Annotated in this window: 19 protein-coding genes and 1 pseudogene; 11 read left to right on the top strand and 9 right to left on the bottom strand. The window is 65.6% G+C overall.

What is annotated here, in order from left to right; genetic code table 11:
• Positions 1-47: 47 nt before the first annotated feature.
• On the top strand, positions 48-842 hold the full coding sequence (locus ABEA93_RS39675) for an SDR family NAD(P)-dependent oxidoreductase (RefSeq protein WP_345680856.1): 795 nt from the start codon (positions 48-50) through the stop codon (positions 840-842).
• Between the two features lie 247 nt (positions 843-1,089).
• Here the strand turns inward: ABEA93_RS39675 and ABEA93_RS39670 are convergent, their stop codons facing one another.
• The gene (locus tag ABEA93_RS39670) at positions 1,090-2,181 is read right to left on the bottom strand and encodes an alkene reductase (protein WP_345680855.1); all 1,092 of its coding nucleotides are present in this window, start codon (positions 2,179-2,181) and stop codon (positions 1,090-1,092) included.
• Between the two features lie 89 nt (positions 2,182-2,270).
• The gene (locus ABEA93_RS39665) at positions 2,271-2,816 is read right to left on the bottom strand and encodes a RidA family protein (RefSeq protein WP_345680854.1); all 546 of its coding nucleotides are present in this window, start codon (positions 2,814-2,816) and stop codon (positions 2,271-2,273) included.
• Between the two features lie 152 nt (positions 2,817-2,968).
• Here ABEA93_RS39665 and ABEA93_RS39660 point away from each other — a divergent pair, with 152 nt between their 5' ends.
• Both ABEA93_RS39660 and ABEA93_RS39655 read left to right on the top strand, forming a co-directional pair.
• The gene (locus tag ABEA93_RS39660) at positions 2,969-3,388 is read left to right on the top strand and encodes a MarR family winged helix-turn-helix transcriptional regulator (protein ID WP_345680853.1); all 420 of its coding nucleotides are present in this window, start codon (positions 2,969-2,971) and stop codon (positions 3,386-3,388) included.
• 556 nt (positions 3,389-3,944) lie between these two features.
• Entirely contained in the window at positions 3,945-4,343 is a 399-nt protein-coding gene (locus ABEA93_RS39655; protein WP_345680852.1) for a hypothetical protein, read from the top strand.
• 194 nt (positions 4,344-4,537) lie between these two features.
• Here the strand turns inward: ABEA93_RS39655 and ABEA93_RS39650 are convergent, their stop codons facing one another.
• Entirely contained in the window at positions 4,538-5,242 is a 705-nt protein-coding gene (locus ABEA93_RS39650) for a TMEM175 family protein (RefSeq protein WP_345680851.1), read from the bottom strand.
• A gap of 143 nt (positions 5,243-5,385) precedes the next feature.
• Between ABEA93_RS39650 and ABEA93_RS39645 the strand changes: the two genes are divergently transcribed.
• The 4 genes from ABEA93_RS39645 (at position 5,386) to ABEA93_RS39630 (ending at position 8,580) form a co-directional block, all read left to right on the top strand.
• Entirely contained in the window at positions 5,386-5,556 is a 171-nt protein-coding gene (locus ABEA93_RS39645) for a hypothetical protein (RefSeq protein WP_345680850.1), read from the top strand.
• 553 nt (positions 5,557-6,109) lie between these two features.
• The gene (locus ABEA93_RS39640; protein ID WP_345680849.1) at positions 6,110-6,667 is read left to right on the top strand and encodes a DUF6973 domain-containing protein; all 558 of its coding nucleotides are present in this window, start codon (positions 6,110-6,112) and stop codon (positions 6,665-6,667) included.
• The gene (locus tag ABEA93_RS39635) at positions 6,664-7,266 is read left to right on the top strand and encodes a hypothetical protein (RefSeq protein WP_345680848.1); all 603 of its coding nucleotides are present in this window, start codon (positions 6,664-6,666) and stop codon (positions 7,264-7,266) included. Before ABEA93_RS39640 ends, ABEA93_RS39635 begins: the two co-directional genes overlap by 4 nt.
• 966 nt (positions 7,267-8,232) lie before the next feature.
• On the top strand, positions 8,233-8,580 hold the full coding sequence (locus tag ABEA93_RS39630; RefSeq protein WP_345680847.1) for a DUF1330 domain-containing protein: 348 nt from the start codon (positions 8,233-8,235) through the stop codon (positions 8,578-8,580).
• A 627-nt stretch (positions 8,581-9,207) separates the two neighbouring features.
• Here the strand turns inward: ABEA93_RS39630 and ABEA93_RS39625 are convergent.
• Positions 9,208-9,627 carry a hypothetical protein gene (locus ABEA93_RS39625; protein ID WP_345680846.1) on the bottom strand — a complete coding sequence of 140 codons (420 nt, stop codon included), beginning with the start codon at positions 9,625-9,627 and terminating at the stop codon, positions 9,208-9,210.
• 566 nt (positions 9,628-10,193) lie between these two features.
• Here ABEA93_RS39625 and ABEA93_RS39620 point away from each other — a divergent pair.
• Entirely contained in the window at positions 10,194-10,544 is a 351-nt protein-coding gene (locus ABEA93_RS39620; protein WP_345680845.1) for a transposase, read from the top strand.
• A 419-nt stretch (positions 10,545-10,963) separates the two neighbouring features.
• Positions 10,964-11,248 (top strand): annotated as a pseudogene (locus ABEA93_RS39615) (site-specific integrase); the annotation flags it as partial.
• 394 nt (positions 11,249-11,642) lie between these two features.
• Here the strand turns inward: ABEA93_RS39615 and ABEA93_RS39610 are convergent.
• Both ABEA93_RS39610 and ABEA93_RS39605 read right to left on the bottom strand, forming a co-directional pair.
• Positions 11,643-11,939 (bottom strand): hypothetical protein, encoded by a 297-nt coding sequence (locus ABEA93_RS39610; protein ID WP_345680844.1) that lies wholly within the window; start codon positions 11,937-11,939, stop codon positions 11,643-11,645.
• 522 nt (positions 11,940-12,461) lie between these two features.
• Positions 12,462-13,025, bottom strand: a complete 564-nt coding sequence (locus ABEA93_RS39605) for a hypothetical protein (RefSeq protein ID WP_345680843.1) — start codon at positions 13,023-13,025, stop codon at positions 12,462-12,464.
• Between the two features lie 252 nt (positions 13,026-13,277).
• Here ABEA93_RS39605 and ABEA93_RS39600 point away from each other — a divergent pair, with 252 nt between their 5' ends.
• A complete protein-coding gene (locus tag ABEA93_RS39600; protein WP_345680842.1) occupies positions 13,278-14,165 on the top strand; it encodes a hypothetical protein in 888 nt (295 codons plus the stop codon).
• A gap of 20 nt (positions 14,166-14,185) precedes the next feature.
• On the opposite strand, the gene ABEA93_RS39595 is transcribed toward ABEA93_RS39600, so the two are convergent.
• Positions 14,186-15,202 (bottom strand): DUF4238 domain-containing protein, encoded by a 1,017-nt coding sequence (locus ABEA93_RS39595; RefSeq protein WP_345680841.1) that lies wholly within the window; start codon positions 15,200-15,202, stop codon positions 14,186-14,188.
• A gap of 566 nt (positions 15,203-15,768) precedes the next feature.
• Positions 15,769-16,119, bottom strand: coding sequence for a hypothetical protein (locus tag ABEA93_RS39590; RefSeq protein WP_345680840.1), 351 nt, complete (start codon positions 16,117-16,119; stop codon positions 15,769-15,771).
• Between the two features lie 129 nt (positions 16,120-16,248).
• On the opposite strand from ABEA93_RS39590, the gene ABEA93_RS39585 reads away from it, so the two are divergent.
• Complete coding sequence (locus ABEA93_RS39585; RefSeq protein ID WP_345680839.1) at positions 16,249-16,836, top strand: NUDIX hydrolase; 588 nt, start codon at positions 16,249-16,251, stop codon at positions 16,834-16,836.
• Here ABEA93_RS39585 and ABEA93_RS39580 read toward each other — a convergent pair.
• Complete coding sequence (locus ABEA93_RS39580) at positions 16,822-17,622, bottom strand: NsdA family TPR-like regulatory protein (RefSeq protein WP_345680838.1); 801 nt, start codon at positions 17,620-17,622, stop codon at positions 16,822-16,824. The two genes, ABEA93_RS39585 and ABEA93_RS39580, sit on opposite strands and share 15 nt — an antisense overlap.
• Between the last annotated feature and the right edge of the window lie 91 nt (positions 17,623-17,713).

Here is a 17,713-nt window from a genome sequence, read left to right as displayed (position 1 = left end):
ACCAGGTATCGTGAATTTTCGAACGACTGGGTGTGTGGGAGGTTGACATGGCGATCGGCATCGACTTGAGCGGCCAGACGGCGCTGGTGACGGGCGGCGGCGCGGGCATCGGCCGGGGGATCTGCCTCCGGCTCGCCCGGGCCGGGGCGGACGTCGCGGTGGCGGATCTGCGGGAGGAAGCGGCGGAGGAAACGGCCGAGCTGGTGAAGGGGGAGGGGGTGCGGTCGCTCGCGGTGCGGGTCGATGCGACGGACGCGGGGGCCGTGGCGGGGATGGTGGAAGTGGTGGTGGCCGGTCTCGGGGGTCTGGACATTGCCGTCAACAACGTGGGGATGACCGCGGGGCACGGGACGGCGGCGTTCGTGGACTGGACGCCGGAGGCGGTGCGGGACGTCGTGGGGGTCAACCTGCTCGCGACCGCGTACTCGTGCCAGGCGGAGGCGCGGGCGATGATCGCGGCCGGCGGTGGAGGGTGCATCGTCAACGTGAGTTCGGGGGAGACGACGCGTCCGGCGCCGGGACTCGCGCCGTACGGGGCGGCCAAGGCGGGGATCAACCACCTGACGCAGACCCTGGCGGTGGAACTGGCGCCGCACCGGATCCGGGTGAACGCGGTGGCGCCGGGGACGACACTGACCGCGCAGGTGGCGGCGACACTGTCGGAGGAGTTCCAGGCGGGGCTGCTGAAGGCGATTCCGCTGGGGGCACTGTCGGAGCCGGACGACATGGCGAAGGTGGTGCTGTTCTTGTGCTCGGACCTGGCGGGGCATACGACGGGGCAGTTCGTGCTGAGCGACAACGGGGCGTTCTTGTCGCGGAGCCGGCCGACTTACGAACTCTGAAACTGTGAACTCTGAACTCTGAACCCTGAACCTTTATTGGCCCTGTTCGGGCCCCGCCACTGGCATGGGACTCCTTCGCCGTGAACCTCGCGTGCCCTGCCCTGCCCTGCCCCGCCTCCGGCGAACTGACCTGCCCGGCAGGCGGGTTCCCTGCCGGCCCGGCTGCGCTCACGGTCCGTGACGCAGCATCATGAAGTCTGTGCCGCCCGCCCGTCAGCTCCCGTACGGGCGGGCGGTGCGTGCGGCGTTACGCCGCGACGACCTCGGCCGCCGGGTAGTCGACGTATCCGTCGGCGCCTCCGCCGTACACGCCGTGTGTCGCCGCCGGTGCGAGGGGAGTTCCGGACGCCAGCCGCGCGGGCAGGTCCGGGTTGCTGAGGAACAGCCGTCCGAACGCGAACAGGTCCGCATGTCCGGCCTCGATGAGCCGCGCGGCCGCCTGCGGGTCGCTGGGTGTGGGGCCGTTGTGGTTGGCGACCAGCGTCCCCGACCACCGCGGACGCAGATCTTCGATCGCGCGGTAGCGGCCGCGTTCGAGGATGTGGAGGTAGGCGAGGCCCAGCGGGTCGATCGCGTCCACGAGTGCTCGGTACGTCTCCTGGGGGTCCGCCTCGGCGAGCTGGTTCTCGTCGTTGTCCGGTGAAATCCGCAGGGCCACGCGGTCGGCGCCGATGGCTCCCACCACGGCCTCGACGATCTCGATCGGAAAGCGGAGCCGGCCTTGCAGCGAGCCGCCGTAGCCGTCCGTGCGGCGGTTGGTGTTGTCGGCGAGGAACTGCTGGATCAGGTAGCCGTTCGCGCCGTGGATCTCGACCCCGTCGAAGCCCGCGGCTACGGCATTCTCGGCGGCTCGGGCGAAGTCCCGGACGGTCTGGTCGATTTCGTCCGCCGTCAAGGCGCGCGGCGTGACGTGGTCGACCCAGCCGTCCTGCGTGAAGATCGACGCCCCGTCGATGCGCACCGCGGACGGCGCGACGGGGAGTTCCCCGTCGGGCAGGACGCGCGGGTGGCTCATGCGCCCGACGTGCCAGAGCTGGGCGAAGATCGTCCCGCCTTCGGCATGCACCGCCTCCGGGACGGCGCGCCATCCGTCGGTCTGCGCGTCCGTATGGATGCCGGGAATGCCCGGGCCGCCCTTCGCGAGGGGGTTCACGTAAGCCCCCTCGGTGATCAGCAGCCCGGCCCCGGCGCGCTGCCGGTAGTACGTCGGCGCGAGCGGGCTCGGCACGCCGGTGGCGTCGTCGGCTCGCCCGCGCGTCATGGGCGCCATCGCGATGCGGTTGCGGAGGTCGAGGCGGCGGGAGCGGTGGGGGCGGAAGAGGGGGGCGAGGGAGGTCATCGGGGGTCTCCGTTGGTGCTGCGTGGGGGTGTGTGGCGCGTTCTCTGACGGTGTGGTCGGGGTAGCGGTGGGGTGCCGGCTGTGCGGCGTCAGGCTGCGGTGCGGTGGCCCCCGCCGTGCGCGTCGCCGCTCCCCCCGTGGAGGTATCCGCGGTCGAGCGCCAATGCGTCGATCTCGATCAGCCAGTCCGGCTGCGCCAGCGACACCACTTCCATGAGCGTGTCGGCCGGATACGGGTGATCCAGGAACTCCCCACGCAGCTGGATCACTTCCTCCAGATGATCGGCCATGCCGCGGACCAGGATCGTCACCTTCACGACGTCCGCAAGCGATGCCCCCGCCGCGGCCAGCACCCGCTCGATGTTCGCGAACGCCTGGCGCCCCTGCGCCAGGAATCCGCCCTCGACCGTCCGCCCCTCCTCGTCGATCCCCGCCTGCCCCGAGACGTGCACGAATCCGCCGGCGCGGACGGCCTGGGAGATCTTGTACGGCTCGTACCAGTCGGGGGTGGTCGCGACCTGGCGGATGGTGGTGTGGGGGGTGGCGGCGGTGGTGCTGGTACCGGTAGTGCTGCTGGTGCTGTCGGCGGTGATGTCGATGCCGGCGGCTATGGCGCTGTTGACGGTGGTGGACATGGCGGGTTCCTCCTCGGGATCGGTCGCTGAGCGGTGCTGCGGGACGCCCGGGCCTCCATGCCCGGAATATGCATCCGCATCAATTGCTTGCACATGCATATGTTGCTCACGCACGTAAGATCTTGTCAACAGCACGTGAAGGAGGACCGGCCATGGACCCGGAATGTTGGGACCGTCTGGTCACACTGCACGCCCGCGTCGAGAACGACCTCTCCCGGGCTCTCCAGCGCGCCCACCACCTGGGGCTGTCCGAGTACCGGGCGCTCTGCCACCTCGCCACCGCAGCCGACGGCGAACTGCGCATGCAGGAACTCGCCGACCGGCTCGGCCTCAACCAGAGTTCGGTAAGCCGCCTGGTCGCCCGCCTGGAAGCCGACGGCCTGACCCGCCGCGACCTCTGCGCCAACGACCGCCGCGGCGTCTACTCCGTCATCACCGACACCGGCCGCGCCCGCCAGACCGAGTCCGCCCCGACCTACCGCGACGCTCTGACCCGCTCCCTGGCGGCAGCCGCCACCGAGCCGGATTTGGCGCAGTTGGTGGGGGCGCTGACGGGAGCAGCGCGGGTCTGAAAGGGGCAGCGCGGGTCTGACGGGGGAGTCGGCTTGTTCGACGGCACGGGTGTGACCGGTGGCCGGGCGAAACGTTCAAATCCGGTGGGGATTCCAACCCTTTCGGGTGGAACTCGCCTCGTCCGCTGAGGCTCCCCGTGCCCTGCCCGCCACCGGCATCGTTGGGGATTTCGGCGGCACGGGGGACGCGGCCGACACTCGCGGTGATCAGGGGAAGGCCACCGGGGGAGGCGAGCCGCCGCAGCCGCCACCGGTGCGCCTCGGGCCCGACGGGAGACGGTCCGAGGCGCACCGGTGACAGTGGGCAGCCAGGCGTCGGCAAACAGGGGCGATGGTCGGAGTGCCACGACTACGCCTTGGTCGGCGCCGCCCAACCTCGCGTTGCCGCCGTCTACTTCCTACTTACTACCTGCTGCCTGCTGCCTGCTACTTCGCTACCCAGCGATTCACGCTTCCGTCGCGCACGCAGGTGATCCACTCGCCGTTCCTGTCGTGCGTGGAGCGGCCGATGTCGGCTTTGCGGCAGAACTGCCCGTCGTTATAACAGTTGCCGGCGTTGGACACGATCTCGCAGGTGCCGGGTTTCGTGGTGGCTGCCGCGGGTGCGGACGGCTTGGGCGTGGTTGGCCTGGGAGCGGCGGGCTTTGTCGCGGTCGGCTTGGCCGCAGCCGGAGGTGTCGTTGACAGCGTTGTCGATGGCGTTGTCGACGGGGGTGGCGTCGAGGCCGAGGTGGCAGAGGGTGTCGCCGTCGCCGTTGCTGTTGGCGTCGCCGTTGCCGTCGCCGACGGCGTTGCGACGGTTGACGTCGAGGCGGTCACCGCTGCGCTTGCTTTTCCGTCGGCCTGGCCGTCGGTGTCCGTGGGCTCGCAGCCAACGACCCCCAGGAGTATCACTATTGCTGCCGTGGCCACGCGTATGTGCTTCATTCCCCCACTCCCCGTCATCCTGGTTTGACGCACGCCGAAGCAGACGCCTCGCGTCGTTTTACCGCGCGGCCGATCCCCACCCGCCGTCGCGTAGACCAATCGGCGGGGCACCCAGCCCCACCGACGAGCGGCTTACGGTAGCCGCTCCGGGGATAGCGCGGAACCGCCTCAACGAAATCGTTTCTTCGACGAAGCCGCGGCCGGGCTGCCTCCCGATGCGCCTCAGTCCGCAGCGGTTCCCGAATCCGCCCGCACCGGCACCGGCAGCTGGTTGAACGCGTAGTACACCGCCAGCACTCCGTGCAGGATCAACGTCCCCACCGCCGACACGAACGCCAGCCCCACGGTGCACGGGTACAGCAGCATGCCCAACGCGAACCGGCCGCGGGTGGCACGGGCGCCTTCGGTGTCGACGTAGTCGTGGAACAGATGCCCGCGGCGCGTCACGTACCACCAGAACAGCGAGAAAGCGGTGGAGAACAGCACCATGAACCCGCCGTACACAGCCATCGCGATCTTCGCGTCGTCCCCGTCGCGCAGATACGCCGCCACCACCGACGTCGGCCACGGCAACGCCGAAACCGTCATCAGCAGCAGCAAGTTGAGGAACAACGCCACCCGGTCCACCCGAGCCAGATGCGCCAGGAACTGATGGTGGTTCATCCAGATGATCCCAATAACCAAAAAGCTCACCACGTAAGCCGCATACGACGGCCACAGATGTCCCAACGCCCCCCACAGCGACTGCCCCGGCTCCACCTCGGGCACCTTGATCTCCAGAATCAACAGCGTGATCGCAATAGCGAACACCCCATCGCTGAAGGCCTCCACCCGCCCGGTCTCATTCACGCCCGCCTCCACCTCCACACGCACCACCCGTCGTGGCGAATCAACGTACAGCGGGGAGGAGTTCGGTTCGGCCGACACTCGGTGCGGACAGTTGCTCGGCCATGTGTTCGGTTGTGGCGACACGGCCACGCTTAGACTTCCCGGGAACTCCGACACCGGCAGCACGCACATGCGACGAAGCCTCGTCCAGTTGCGTGCGGCCGAAGGCCGGGACCGCGCGGGTGCAGACGACGATCGAGCGGGAGCTGCACCGGCTGAGCGAGGCGTACCGCACGGCGGCAACGCAGCTGGACGGCGCCACACGGCAGGCGGACACGAACAGTCAGGCTTACGTGGACGCGGACGAGACAAGCCGCAAGACCTCGCAGCTCATCCGAGATGCCCTGGGCTGACCATGACGGACGCACAAGAGGTCATCCCCGGCGACCCGGCCGGAATCCGCGCCGCCGCGCAACAGGTCCTGACCGAGACGATACGCACCGGCCGTTCCGCGCAACTCCTCGACACGGTCGCTTCATCCAGCGCGAACTGGCAAGGCGACGTCGCCAACGGCTTCCGCCAAACGGTCGCCGGATCGCGCACCCGCATCGACGAACTCTCCTCACAGATCCAACACTTCGTGACCACGATGAACACCTGCGCCGACGGCCTCGACTCGGCGCACCGGCAGGTGCGCCGGTGCCTCGGCATCGCGGCGGGATTCGGCGCTCCGTGGGGCGACGTGCAGCGCGCCGCGTTCGAATCCGGCCGCGTTGGAGCTGCTTCCGCCGGGCAAGGGGCCCGCGACGGAATCCGAACTGCGGCGCAGGGCGGAACTGGTGGAAGAGTTCAACTCCACGATGATCCGTGCACGTCTGACCGCCCACGCCGCGGACAACGCGTTCATGCAGGCGATGCGCCTTTCACCCACCGATTTCACCCGCCGAGATCATGCTGGGCTACCAAGTGGGAGACGATCCTCGGCAGAAGGAGCCGTTGCACGCCAACCGGATCGAGGACCGCATCCCGCAGCTCAACGGCTACCGGGTCGGGACGGAGCAGGACTTGTTCACGGCGCTGAGCACCGAGGAACGTGCCGAGTTCATGCTCATCTCGAACAAGGCGTGGGAGGAGTGCCGCAAACGCTTCCCGAACCAAGGCGAACTCGACGGCCATGGCGACGCGTTCCGGCACGCCTTCTGGAACGCGATGCTCACCCGCCGGGGCCCTGAGCGGGCCGCGAAGTACACGACGGCGCATGAAATGAACGCGGACACCAAGCCGTACACCCAGACTTTCGAGTCGATGGACCTCCACAACAACGAGGTAGGGCGCAACGTGGCCCAGGAGACGTCCGGGCAGTCACTCGACCAGGTGGCGGACGCGATCGAGCGCGCGGTCCGCCAAGGCCGCACGGTAGTCGTGGATGCACAAGGCAACCTCCAGTACAGCGACCAGGTCGCCGGGGACCGGACGATCCATTCGGATATGAAGGGCACCACGCCCTCGTCGGACCTGCCGTGAGTGCGTCCGAAGAGGGACGGGCAGCCGACCCGTTGCCGACACCCGGCGGCCGACGGGCCAAAGGCGCCCTGCGCACCCCGCTCGCGGTCATGACCGTCCTTGTGGGCGTCCCCTTGCTGTTCTTTTCGCTGCTGTACGGGGTGTCCGACGGCTTCCGGACGTTCGTGCACCGATGGATCAACGACGACACCCCGTCGGCCTTCCACGACCGCGCCTATGACGAACTCTGCAAGGACGGTTCGCTGCTGCTGGCCGACGCGACCCGGTTCGACTGGGACACGGTCTACCTCGACGCTGACACGGACATGCTGGTACGCAAGTTCGGCCAGGCAGCCCGCGCGCCGTCGTACGACGACGACCCCGGGCCTGCATTCGTGTTCGTCGCCGACGGCAAGGTCGTGCGGGTGGTCCTGGTCTCGGGCGCGCTCACGGTCGAAGGCGGCAACCGCGCGTGGCCGCACGACGTACGCATCGAATTCACCGAACCCCCGACCGCGGCCCGCACCGCCGCAAAGGTCAGCGCGGAGTTGGGACCGCCACAGCCAGTCGCTCCGACGTTGGTGCGAGCGGGGTGTACGGCACTCGATATCTACCGCTGACGACCAGGATGACAGCGGCTGTCTGGACCACGACGCGCCGCGCGATGCCGCCGACCGCATGACGAGTGACAGGTCACCCGGGCCGCAACCACAGGGAGGCAGCATGTTCGAACGGCTGTACCGATGGACCTGCTTCTGGCTCGAAAAGCTCCAGGCCGACGGCCGGACGCTCGAACTCGCGCACGACACGCCGGGCTGAAGGCGCGGTAGTTCTTGTCCGCTCCGCCCTGCCGCCGCCCTGCCCTCGCCCCGCCCCGCCCCCGCGGCGGGCACTCACCAGGGCCTCGCCCTGTGGCGTCCCGCGACGCATCGCGACCCATGACCGCATCCTGGAAGGCCCGGAAAAGGTGTGATGTCGTCATGGACGACTCACCGTCGGGGCCGCTGCTCCTGCCGCGCGCGCTCCGTAGAGCGTGCAACCGAGCCCGTAGAGGTCGTGCCGCTGCGGTAGGCCACACCGGAGTTGAGTTCCTGTTCCGGCCCATGTAGGCCGGTAGGCGCCGGTCGACGGTCGTGTCTTAGCTCCTCCACTCGTGGCCCATCCCGCCTTGGCCGATGATCTGGATGAGCCGGTAGCGGTCACCCGGAGATTCCGCGGCCATGGACGTGCCCCCTCGTCGAGCGTGACCCGCCGGTTGCCGATCCGGCCGAGTCCACGCCCTGGTCCGCGGATGCCCCAGGGGCCAGGGCCGGGTCGCACAGATGGACCGCGGTATCCACTTGCGAGCCACCTGGTCCGGCGGTACCGGCAGGCGCACTCGACGGTGAATACCGATACGTGACTGATTCCGCGCCTCCCGTCCGTCCGTAGCTTTGCGGTCAGCGGAGCACAGGGAGAACAGACAGAGCAGAGAAGCCCGGAAAACCACGCCGCCACCGCGGCACGGCCGCGACTCCGACCACCAGCCCCGCGCCCCGAATCCGCCGGGACACCACGGCGGCCCGCACTCACGGAAGAAGCACGCCATGCCGGCCTACGTCATCGCCAACCTGCAGGACGCCGCCCCGCACGCCGACATCGCCGAGTACATCGAACGGCTCCCCGACACGATGCGGCCCTTCGGCGGCCGCTACCTCGTCCATTTCACCCCGCACGAGGTGAAGGAAGGCACCTGGGCAGGAAACATCGTGATGCTCGGCTTCCCCAGCATCGAAGAGGCCCGCGCCTGGTGGGACTCACCCGCATACCGCGAGATCGCACCGCTGCGGTCGCAGCACATCACCGGCGGCATCATCCTGATCGACGGCGTCGCCGACGACTACACCCCCACCGCGGCCGCCGCGGCAATCCGCCACGCAGCCAACAGCGACTGAACCGACAGGCCCCGGGCCCGGACCGATTGGCCGGCGAGGCGCGCCGTGCCTGAATCGCGCCTGATTCACGACCATGGAAATCGGCTGTGGCACGCATTCCGCGACAGCGCGCGCAAGGCGCGGCCCTGCGTTCGCGGCAGGCTCTACGTCGGCGCCCGCGCCGGGGGTGAGCCGACATCGCCATCAATGCAGCGGTTCAGCCGTGATCCAGCCGGCCGCGGTCAACGGCCATTGCATATGCCGAAGCGCCTCCTGCCCGACGGACGTGCCGCCACGCTCACGGATCGCTTCAAACAGCCACTTACGCCGTGCTACGTGAGGTGTCAGGTTCACGATTCAGGAGCGCAGGTCAGATCAACCGCTCTATGCAGCAGACCTATTGGTCGGAAGCCGATCAACCTTGCGCGCCCTTCATACAGCCCGGGAGCTGACCGCTTCCCGGCATGCGAATGGACCTCCGAATGGTCATCCGGCAGATCCGTCGCATACCGCTGTCGTTCCCCACCCACCACCAGCCAACGGGGCAACCAGCCACAAGGACACACCAGTCCTCAAAAACCTACTGACAAGCGAAAAGCGGCGGGAGTCCTGACGACTCCCGCCGTGCGTTTCGATACCGCGGTTTGGTCAGGCTGTGGCGTATGTCCAACTGCCGCAGTTGTCGGTCGCCCCGCCCGAGCCGTTCTGGGTGCAGACCTTGAAGCGGATCTTGGCCTTCTCGGCGAAGTCGTAGTTGATCTTCTTGTACGTGCCCGATCCGCCGCCCCAGTACTCGTGCTGAACACGGTAGTAGGCGCCCGAGTAGTACAGGTCCACCAGCAGTGCGACCCCGTCGCCGTCGGCGACTTGGTCGTACAGTTCGAAATTATCGCCGTAGCTGAAGAAGTATGCCATGCCCGGCTTCATGATGTAGCCGCTCGAAGCGCTGTATGCCGTGTAGACATCGTGGCCCTCGGCATGCGCGGAGGAACCGGTGGCGACGGAACCGGCGGCGAGAGCCATGGTCACACCAGCCGTGGTCAGGGCACGCTTGAATGAATTGCGCAAGAGGGAACTCCCCTTCGAGGGTGAGGGATGTACCTCGAATTTTGGAGTGCGGAAACAAGGCGCCGCTATCCAATTTGCGCGGACAGGATTGTGAAACGCACCCGACATTCATCGACGCTGCGCACCGAGGGAACTTCGTTGCGTCACCGAATTGACCGAGGCGAATTGACACTCGGACGCCGAGGAACGCTCAGTAGGTGTTTGAGGATTGGTGTGTCTTTGTTGCCGGTTGCCTTGTTGGCGGTGGTGGGTGGGGGAACGACAGCGGTATGCAACGGATCTGACGGATGACCAGTGGGCTTTGGTGGAGCCGTTGTTCCTGCGCCGCGTACGGGGCCGCGCGGGGCCGGCCTGAGAAGCATCCGCGGCGGGAGATCGTGAACGCGTTCGTGTATATGGCGCGGGCCGGCGGTTCGTGGCCGCTGCTGCCGCATGAGCCCCCGCCCTGACCGACCCTGTGCCGGTACTTCGCGCAGTGGCATGACACGACAACCGTCGAGCGGATCCACGACGCGCTGCGCGAACGGGTCCGCACCGCCGCGGGGCGTGATGTTGAGCCGACCGCGGTGGTGCTTGACTCCCAGTCCGTCATGGGCGCCGACACCGTCGGCGCCGATACCCGCGGATACGACGCGGGCAAGCGCATCAACGGCCGCAGGCGCTTGCTCGCCGCCGACACACTCGGCCTGCTGCTCGCCGTCGTCGTCATTGCCGCGTCGGTCCACGACACCGTCGGCGTACGTAGCGCCCTCCACCGCATGAAGCCGCTGCGACACCGGTCGGTCCGGCACGTGTGGGCCGGCTCCGGATTCCCCGACAAGTCTGTGGAGTTCGCCCGCGACGGGCTCGGCACCACGCTGGCGATCGTCCGCAAACCCGCCGTCCGGCGCGGGTGCGAAGTCCACCCGCGCCGGTAAGGCGTCGAGCGCACGAACGGCTGGCCCACCGGACACCGCCGCCTGGCTCGCGCCCACGAACGCGCCCCCGAGCACTCCGAGTCCGTCATCCGCTGGTCGATGATCGGCGTAGCCCGCCGACTCGCCCCAGCACGCCCTACCACCCACCCCGGACCACAACCACTCCGCACAACCGACACGTAGACAGTTCTCGAACACCTACTTTTGAAGGTGTTCACGATGCTCTGTGAATTAGCTTGAATTACCTTCACCTCCCCGTCCTCGTGTGGAGACGAACTGTCCACGGATTCAAAAGGTCGGGCCGCCAGGTCTCTGACCTGGGGTTTCCTGCGAACGGCGCCGATTATTTGCCCCCGAGGGCAAGGTGTCAGCTAAAGCCGTTGCCGGTGAAGTCGTGCCGAATCCATACGGCTTCGCGATCTTCGCCTTACCGGACGTGGCGGGCGGCTCGGGAGCTGGCTCTCGCACCCGATCAGGTCGCCTCGCCGTTGGCCGCGCGCCCGTACGACCTTCGGCACGCCTGCGCCTCGTTGTGGCTGAACTCGGGGGTGTCGGCGCCAGAGGTGGCGGAGCGGCTTGGCCACTCGGTCGACGTGCTGCTGTCGATCTACGCCAAGTGCATTGACGGCCAGGCGGAGACGATCAATCAGAAGATCGCAGAAGCCCTCGGCGGCGACGGCGATGACGGGCAGGACGACGCGTGATCAAGAACAGTACGAAGCGAGGGCCCCGGATCTCCGGGGCCTTCGTCGTTTTGCGCCTGCTTCGCGGCCGACTCGTGAAAACGGTGTGTGACCTGCGGAAACGCGCTCAAGATCATTGGTCGAATATCGGTCGGCTGCTGAGAGACGCCTGCACCCGGCGACGCACGGTGACACACGCCCGCGGCGTGGGAAGTCCGAGAAAGAAGAAACCGCCAGCTCAGCCAGTGTTTCGGCTGGTGGCGGTCGGTGACTCAAAGTGCCCCCGGCAGGATTCGAACCTGCGCACACGGCTCCGGAGTGTGGTTGTCAGTTTCGGGTTTGCGCAGGTCACGGGCGTGCGGTGGGCGGAAGAGGCAAAGTCATACCGCGCCCATACCTGATCATGGTCAACCGCTCAGAGGCCGCGAATGGCCTCGGACAGGTTGTCGCCGTAGTTGCTCCAGCACTGGGCGGTTCCTGCCGTGACATCCAAGGAGCCCATTAGCCAATCCCCGGTCTCGGCGTCCTGGATCACGCACAACTCTCCGAACGTGAGGACGTAGGAGGGGCGTACTCGTTCGGGGACGGGCCCGGTGACCTCCGTGACTTGAAGGTCGAGCGGCAGCGCGCACGCACGTCGGTCGCCGGACCATTCGCGTAGCCGCTCGATCGTCCAGCCGGGTGGCATGGGTGCGTCGGGGATCTCCTGCATGCCCGCAGTATGACTGGAGGCGAAACGAGGGACTCTGGCGCCCAAGTGCTCCGATGAACGGCGATGCTCGCCGACCGTATGTACGGCGTGGCCGCAGTCGGCTTCAGGGTCTGGCGGGACTGCACCCCGAGACCCGGTCCACGGCATGCCGGGGACCGGGTGGCATGCCGTGGGTTTCGCGCGCAGGGCAGCGCAACGCCACCACCAAGGTGAGCCGTACGCGACGTAGGCCAACGGCGCATGATGAGCGGTCAACATCACCACGCTGGAACGAGCGCGCCCCGGTCACGACCGTCAGGTCGTGTGGCGCCCCCAGGCGCCTCGCAGCAACGCCGCAACCTTAACCCGCAACGAATCCTGAACTGGCGCTCTGAGCTTGGGAATCACGTGCGCGATCCGCCCAATCCGCCGCCTGACCTGCAGAGGAGCCATCTAAGTCCTTGATCGTCAGCCTGCGTCGTCTCCGGCGTTGACCGCCGACGACCGACGCATCTGGCACGCCAGCCCTGCCGACCGGTCCGCTCATCGGGGCGGCAGCTTCTTGAGCGCGTTCGTGTTCTCGGCAATGAGATCGAGCTTGGCAACGATCGACTCGCGGTCGAGCGCCATGCCTCGGATGACATCGAGGTCAATGATGTATGTCATCGGCTCCACAGCCCCAGATGGACCATCCGAGGTCACTGTGACGGTGTACTGACGCGGCACATCGGGGTTCTGTAGATAGCGCGGCCCGAAGGTAAAGAACCACTCCAGGCGTCGCCGCGGGGGCAAGTGTGGGATGGGCCGGCTGAGTGCCCGCGCAAGCTTCTCGTCCCAGTCGTCGCGTTCACCGCTCTGCAATGGAGGTGTGACATCCACGTGGACGTTGCGGGCGATGGTTGCGCCAATGTTCTGGATGTAGAAGACCAACAGCCCGGACCCACCAGCCCTCGGCTCGACGTCGACCACGACGTAGGGGTCAGTAGCTTCCTTGCGGATGCGCTCGGCAAGGAGTAGCTGCTTGCGGCTGTATAGGGCTTGGAGGCGGCTGTACCCCAGCGCTCCGAGACTGATGATCACTGCTACCACGGCGAAGGCATCGCTCATAGGCAAGAAGGTTACGTCGTGGTGCTGACACCATGCCCGAATCAGGGGCTCTATTCATCTTTGGGTAAAAATCATGACAATATTTCCTAAATATCCTAGATGTGTAGATGATATAACACATCGGGCTGCTGCGGACTGCATATGACTCCGAATGGGGAGAGCCGCGTAGTCATGCTCAGTGTGTGTCGAGATCCGGACGTGACTTGCCGAGACTGCCAGATTTGTATGGGGTCTTGGGGATAGCCTGACGGGGTGAAAATCGCTGCAGCTACACCAGAGTTGATGGGCCTCCCAGTTGCGACAATTGCTGCCATTATCGCGGGCATGAGCTTCGTCATTGCGACCTGCGCTCTCGCATGGCAGGTTTCGAAGCATATGCTCGATGGCGGGCGTGTGCGAGTATCGCTCAATGCTGCTGCGTGGGAGCTCGGTCATAGTTTTCGAGTTAACCGAAGCGGAATCTGGGAACTCTCCGGCGAGCTTGGAAATACGAGCATGGAGGTTGCCCAACTCGTTGTTGAGAACCCTGGGCGTGCAGCCGTTACCGTATATTCGCCTTCATTGGCGATTTACGGTACCGCGAAACGCAAATATGCGGTCACTCCCCGCACGTTCCAGTTGGAGGGGTACGGAATAGATGACGCGACCACGGATATGGTGGTTCGGATTGACCCATATCATCGAGTGTCGTTTATCTTGGATTACTGGAGTGTAATTCCGGAGGAGCTTTCCGAATCCAAAGGCAGTGGAATCGTTGTCCGCGGCGCGGTCTCCGTTGCTGGAAAGAAGGGAGCACGGAAGTCAAGTAGGCGTCGGGCTTGGAAAATTCGCCGTGGCGCATGGACTGCTTACAAAATCCAATCCAATCCTTCCCCTAGGGGAATTATGTGGCGCGAGATACATCGCATGTGTACCACCACGCAGCAGCAGGAAAGCGCCATGCGATTGCAGTGGGTTTTGATACGTGCAATGCGGGAATTCAATGAACGGCCGTCGCGGGAAGAGTTCTCCGCTGCCTTCGTCAGATTGGCGGGCGAGGAGAGGGAAACGGAACTTCCGCTTCTCATGCTGGCGCACAATATGCATGAGGCCCTTGAGCGCCACCCTGGTGTGATTGCAGATTGGCGGTCGGGAATCTGAACTCCGAGTGTGTGAGGAGTCTAAGAATCACGATGGGCGCCCTGTTGAAATTCTGGCGAACGTGCTGTGTGTTGACAGAAGCGTAAGGCGAAGTCTTCTAGCCCAGATTCGGGACGGAAGTACGCCTCACTGTGCGCATAGAGCAGCTGGAGTTGATTGCTTTCGAAGATGCTGTTCGCATCAAGGTCGCCTGACTCTGTTTGCCCACCCAAGCAGAGCAAATGTTTAGGGCTAATGGGCATGAATACAATTTCCGCCTCGCCTATGGGGACTTGCATTGGAGGTGACGCCGGATCTTCCGACCTCCTAATTGAGAGTGCGGGGTTATCCCCTATCAAGAGTTCGCCGTCTGAAGCATACAAGATTTGAACCCCCCAATCTTCGACAATAGATCTAACCTTGTCGTAGTGGTCTTCTACCATTACTCGAAATACGGCTCCGCTCTCTAGGTCGGGAGTCTGGGAGTAGATCATCTGGTCGAGCATTTTAAAGATGGCTTCAGGGCCTGCGGCATAGAATCCGAAACGCTTGTAGAACATCCTGAACAGCTCCTCGGGGTGCTGAAGGGCTTCTCCGTATAGCTCTGCTGCGTGACCCAAATGCTTGAGCCGGGACCGTTGATGGATTTCGTAAGTGCGCTTGCTGCGCACGTAGTGTAGGACCACAATTTCGCGCAAATCTGCCAAGGTGGCTGCGCTCGACAGAGCGGAACCCTCTTCTATCGATTTGAGTGAAGGACTTATTCGGTTCTCAATCAAATTCCATTTTCGCTCCAGCGACGCGGAAGCGAATCGGGCATAGTCCCGTACTCGTCCGCATCCTTGCGTGCCCTTGAGGGAAAAGTTGGAGTATCGCAAGTTGAATTTGATGAGATTTATCTGACTCTTTATTTTTGTGCTGAATTTGCGCAAGATGGCCCGCGATACAACATGCTGATTCGCAATGTGGCTATCTTTTTCGGGGCGCAGTTTTTCAATTCTTTGCGAGATTTCCTCTATGGTTAGCGGGGAAACTATCGGTCGGCTTGGCGCGGGCATGCGGAATCACTTTCTCTAGCTAGTGCCATGTTGCGTAATCCTTGCATGGTCACGGGCTATGGCGTGGAAGAATTGGGTAACCGGCGGCTACGTGGGCCGGTAGAGGGGGCAAAGTCATTTCGGCGTACCGTCGAGAGCCGGGAATGAGCCGCTCCGATACCCGGTTCACGGCATGCCGGGGCCCGGGTGGCGTGCCGTGGGTTTCGCGCGCAGGGCGCGACGTCACTGCCAACGGGCCCTATGGGACGCACGTTGACAGCTCGTGGTGAGTCATCGCCTGCACCACGCTGGAGCGAGGGCGCCCGGGTAACGGCCGTCAGGTCGTTTGGCGCCCCCCCAGAGGCCTCGCAGCAAAGCTGCGGCTATAACTCTGAACCAGGCCTCGCCTTTCGACAGTTCGCGCGCCGCTGCGCAGGTCGGGCCGCGGCGGGACCGGCGTCCGCGCCGCACGCCCGGCGCGGCCCGCGCCGGCGCGGCGGCAGGCGCGACCGCTCGCGGGCGCGCCCTTGATCCAGTAGAGATTAATTCGGCAGTGATCAATGGGCGTCGCGGCAAGGGGCGCTGCCTCAGGGGCGGAGGCGCCGTTCCTGAGGGTCGAAGCAGACGAGACCAAGCGAGTTGGCCACGTCGGCGGCGAAGATGGATGCCTCCTGCGCCCGGCTCCACGCCATCGGGAAGTAGATGAGTGGCCCTCGGGCTTCGCCGATCAACGGCCCGGTTGACCACGGTGAGTCCTCGTCGTCGGTCAAGTCGGGCCAGCGATCCAGAAGAAGAGCGACGTACTTCGCGATGACAGGCGTGGGCGTTTGAACGTCGTCGGTGTCGACGTACGTCGCGTAGAGGTGGGCGAACGTCTCGCCAGCCGCCTTGTCATCGGCCGGCCGTTCGCCTTCCCAAACGGCAAGGTCGTAGCTCATGGCGGACATACTGGCTGAGGCCACTGTCATCCGGCCTGGGTGGATAAGCGACTTGCCCGGCCATCCGCAGCATGGCTGATCTTCGACCGGAGCCGCACGGAAACGCACACGGCCCGGTAGCGTCGCCTCGTGGCTACAGAAGATGACGACAAGTCCTCCGCCTGGGTCGTCCATGGCGAGCGGATCATCTATGACAACGAGTGGATGCGCGTCTTCCTGACGGATGTCGAACTGCCGGACGGGGACCGCTTCGAGCATCACGTGATCAAGCTGCGGGCGGCAGCGATGACCGTCCTGATCGATGATCAGGATCGGGTACTGATGATGTGGCGACACCGGTTCGTGTCGGATCGGTGGGGGTGGGAGATCCCCGGCGGCCTGGTCGACGAAGGGGAGGACCCGGAGGAGACGGCGCTCCGGGAGCTGCTTGAAGAGACCGGCTACCGGCCGAAGACGTTCCGGCACGTCTCGCGTTTTCAGCCCATGGTCGGCATGGTCGACTCGTGGCATGACGTGTTCGTCGGTGAGGGCGCCGAGAAGATCGCGGAGCCGACCGAAGTCACCGAGATGGCACGCATGGAGTGGGTGCCGCTCGCTGAGATCCCGGGCCTGATCGCCAAGGGGCGGATCTGGAACTCGGGTGTGTTGATCGGCCTGTTGCACGTGCTTGCGTCGCGCAACGGCGCTGCGGTCGATGTGGAGTCAGACGCGGGCTGAGAGGCGAACGTAGCGGCGGCGCTGTCGCGCTGAACCGGCGACGGTGATCAGCTTCTGGGCCTCGGCAAGGTGAGTCTTGGCTTCGTCGGTGCGGCCTTGCGCGATCAAGGCTTCTGCAAGGTCGCACCGGAGTCCGGCAGTTGCTCGGGTGAAGCCGTTCATCCCGGTTAGGGCATCCGTGAGGCTGTCGATTACCTGGCTGTCCCCCAACTGAACGAGACACGAGCCACGCCACCGCGCGAGGTGCACGAGATTGAGCGCGAGGTAGGGCAAGTTCGGGTCGTCTGGGTCCGCCGGCAGGGCCGCGGCTGCAAGGTCCATGCAGCGCAACGAGTCGAGTTCGTGTCCGAGGGCGGCGTGTGCCTCGGCTTCGGCGGCGTGTAACCAACTATGCATGAGACCTGGCAACTTGCTGCGGTTCTGTGCATGCGCGTACTCGATGAGCTGTAGTGCGCTCTCGGCTTGGCCCAAGTCCAGGAGCACATATGCCTGCTCGCCGGTGGCGAACGCCTGAATGCTCGGGTCGTCGGCGAGCATTGCGGCTGCCTTCGCACGCTCGAAGTGTTCCCAGGACTGGGGGAGCGTGCCGCGATCTACGCCTTGCCAGCCGGCCAGTGCGGACGCGTCGGCGAGCACGTGCGCAAGTCCCGCGCGCTGGGTCGGCAGCATCGCGTGTTTCAGCAACTGGTCGACCTGCGCGATGTGGGCCGTCATCTCGTCGGCGACCGTTGCGGCGCCGAGTCGGCGGTCGGGTCTGATGCAGGTTTGGGTGACAGGTGCGGTCACGCAGCCCGGGCGGCTGGCGCGGCCATGACGGTTTCGTATTCGACCGGGGTCAGTCGGCCTAGCGAGGCTTGTCGACGGCGGCGGTGGTAAG

It is taken from the genome of Yinghuangia aomiensis (genome assembly GCF_039542225.1).
GTDB lineage: Bacteria > Actinomycetota > Actinomycetes > Streptomycetales > Streptomycetaceae > Yinghuangia > Yinghuangia aomiensis.
Note: the sequence above shows the minus strand (reverse complement) of the source record. Positions and strands in the feature narration are given on the sequence as shown.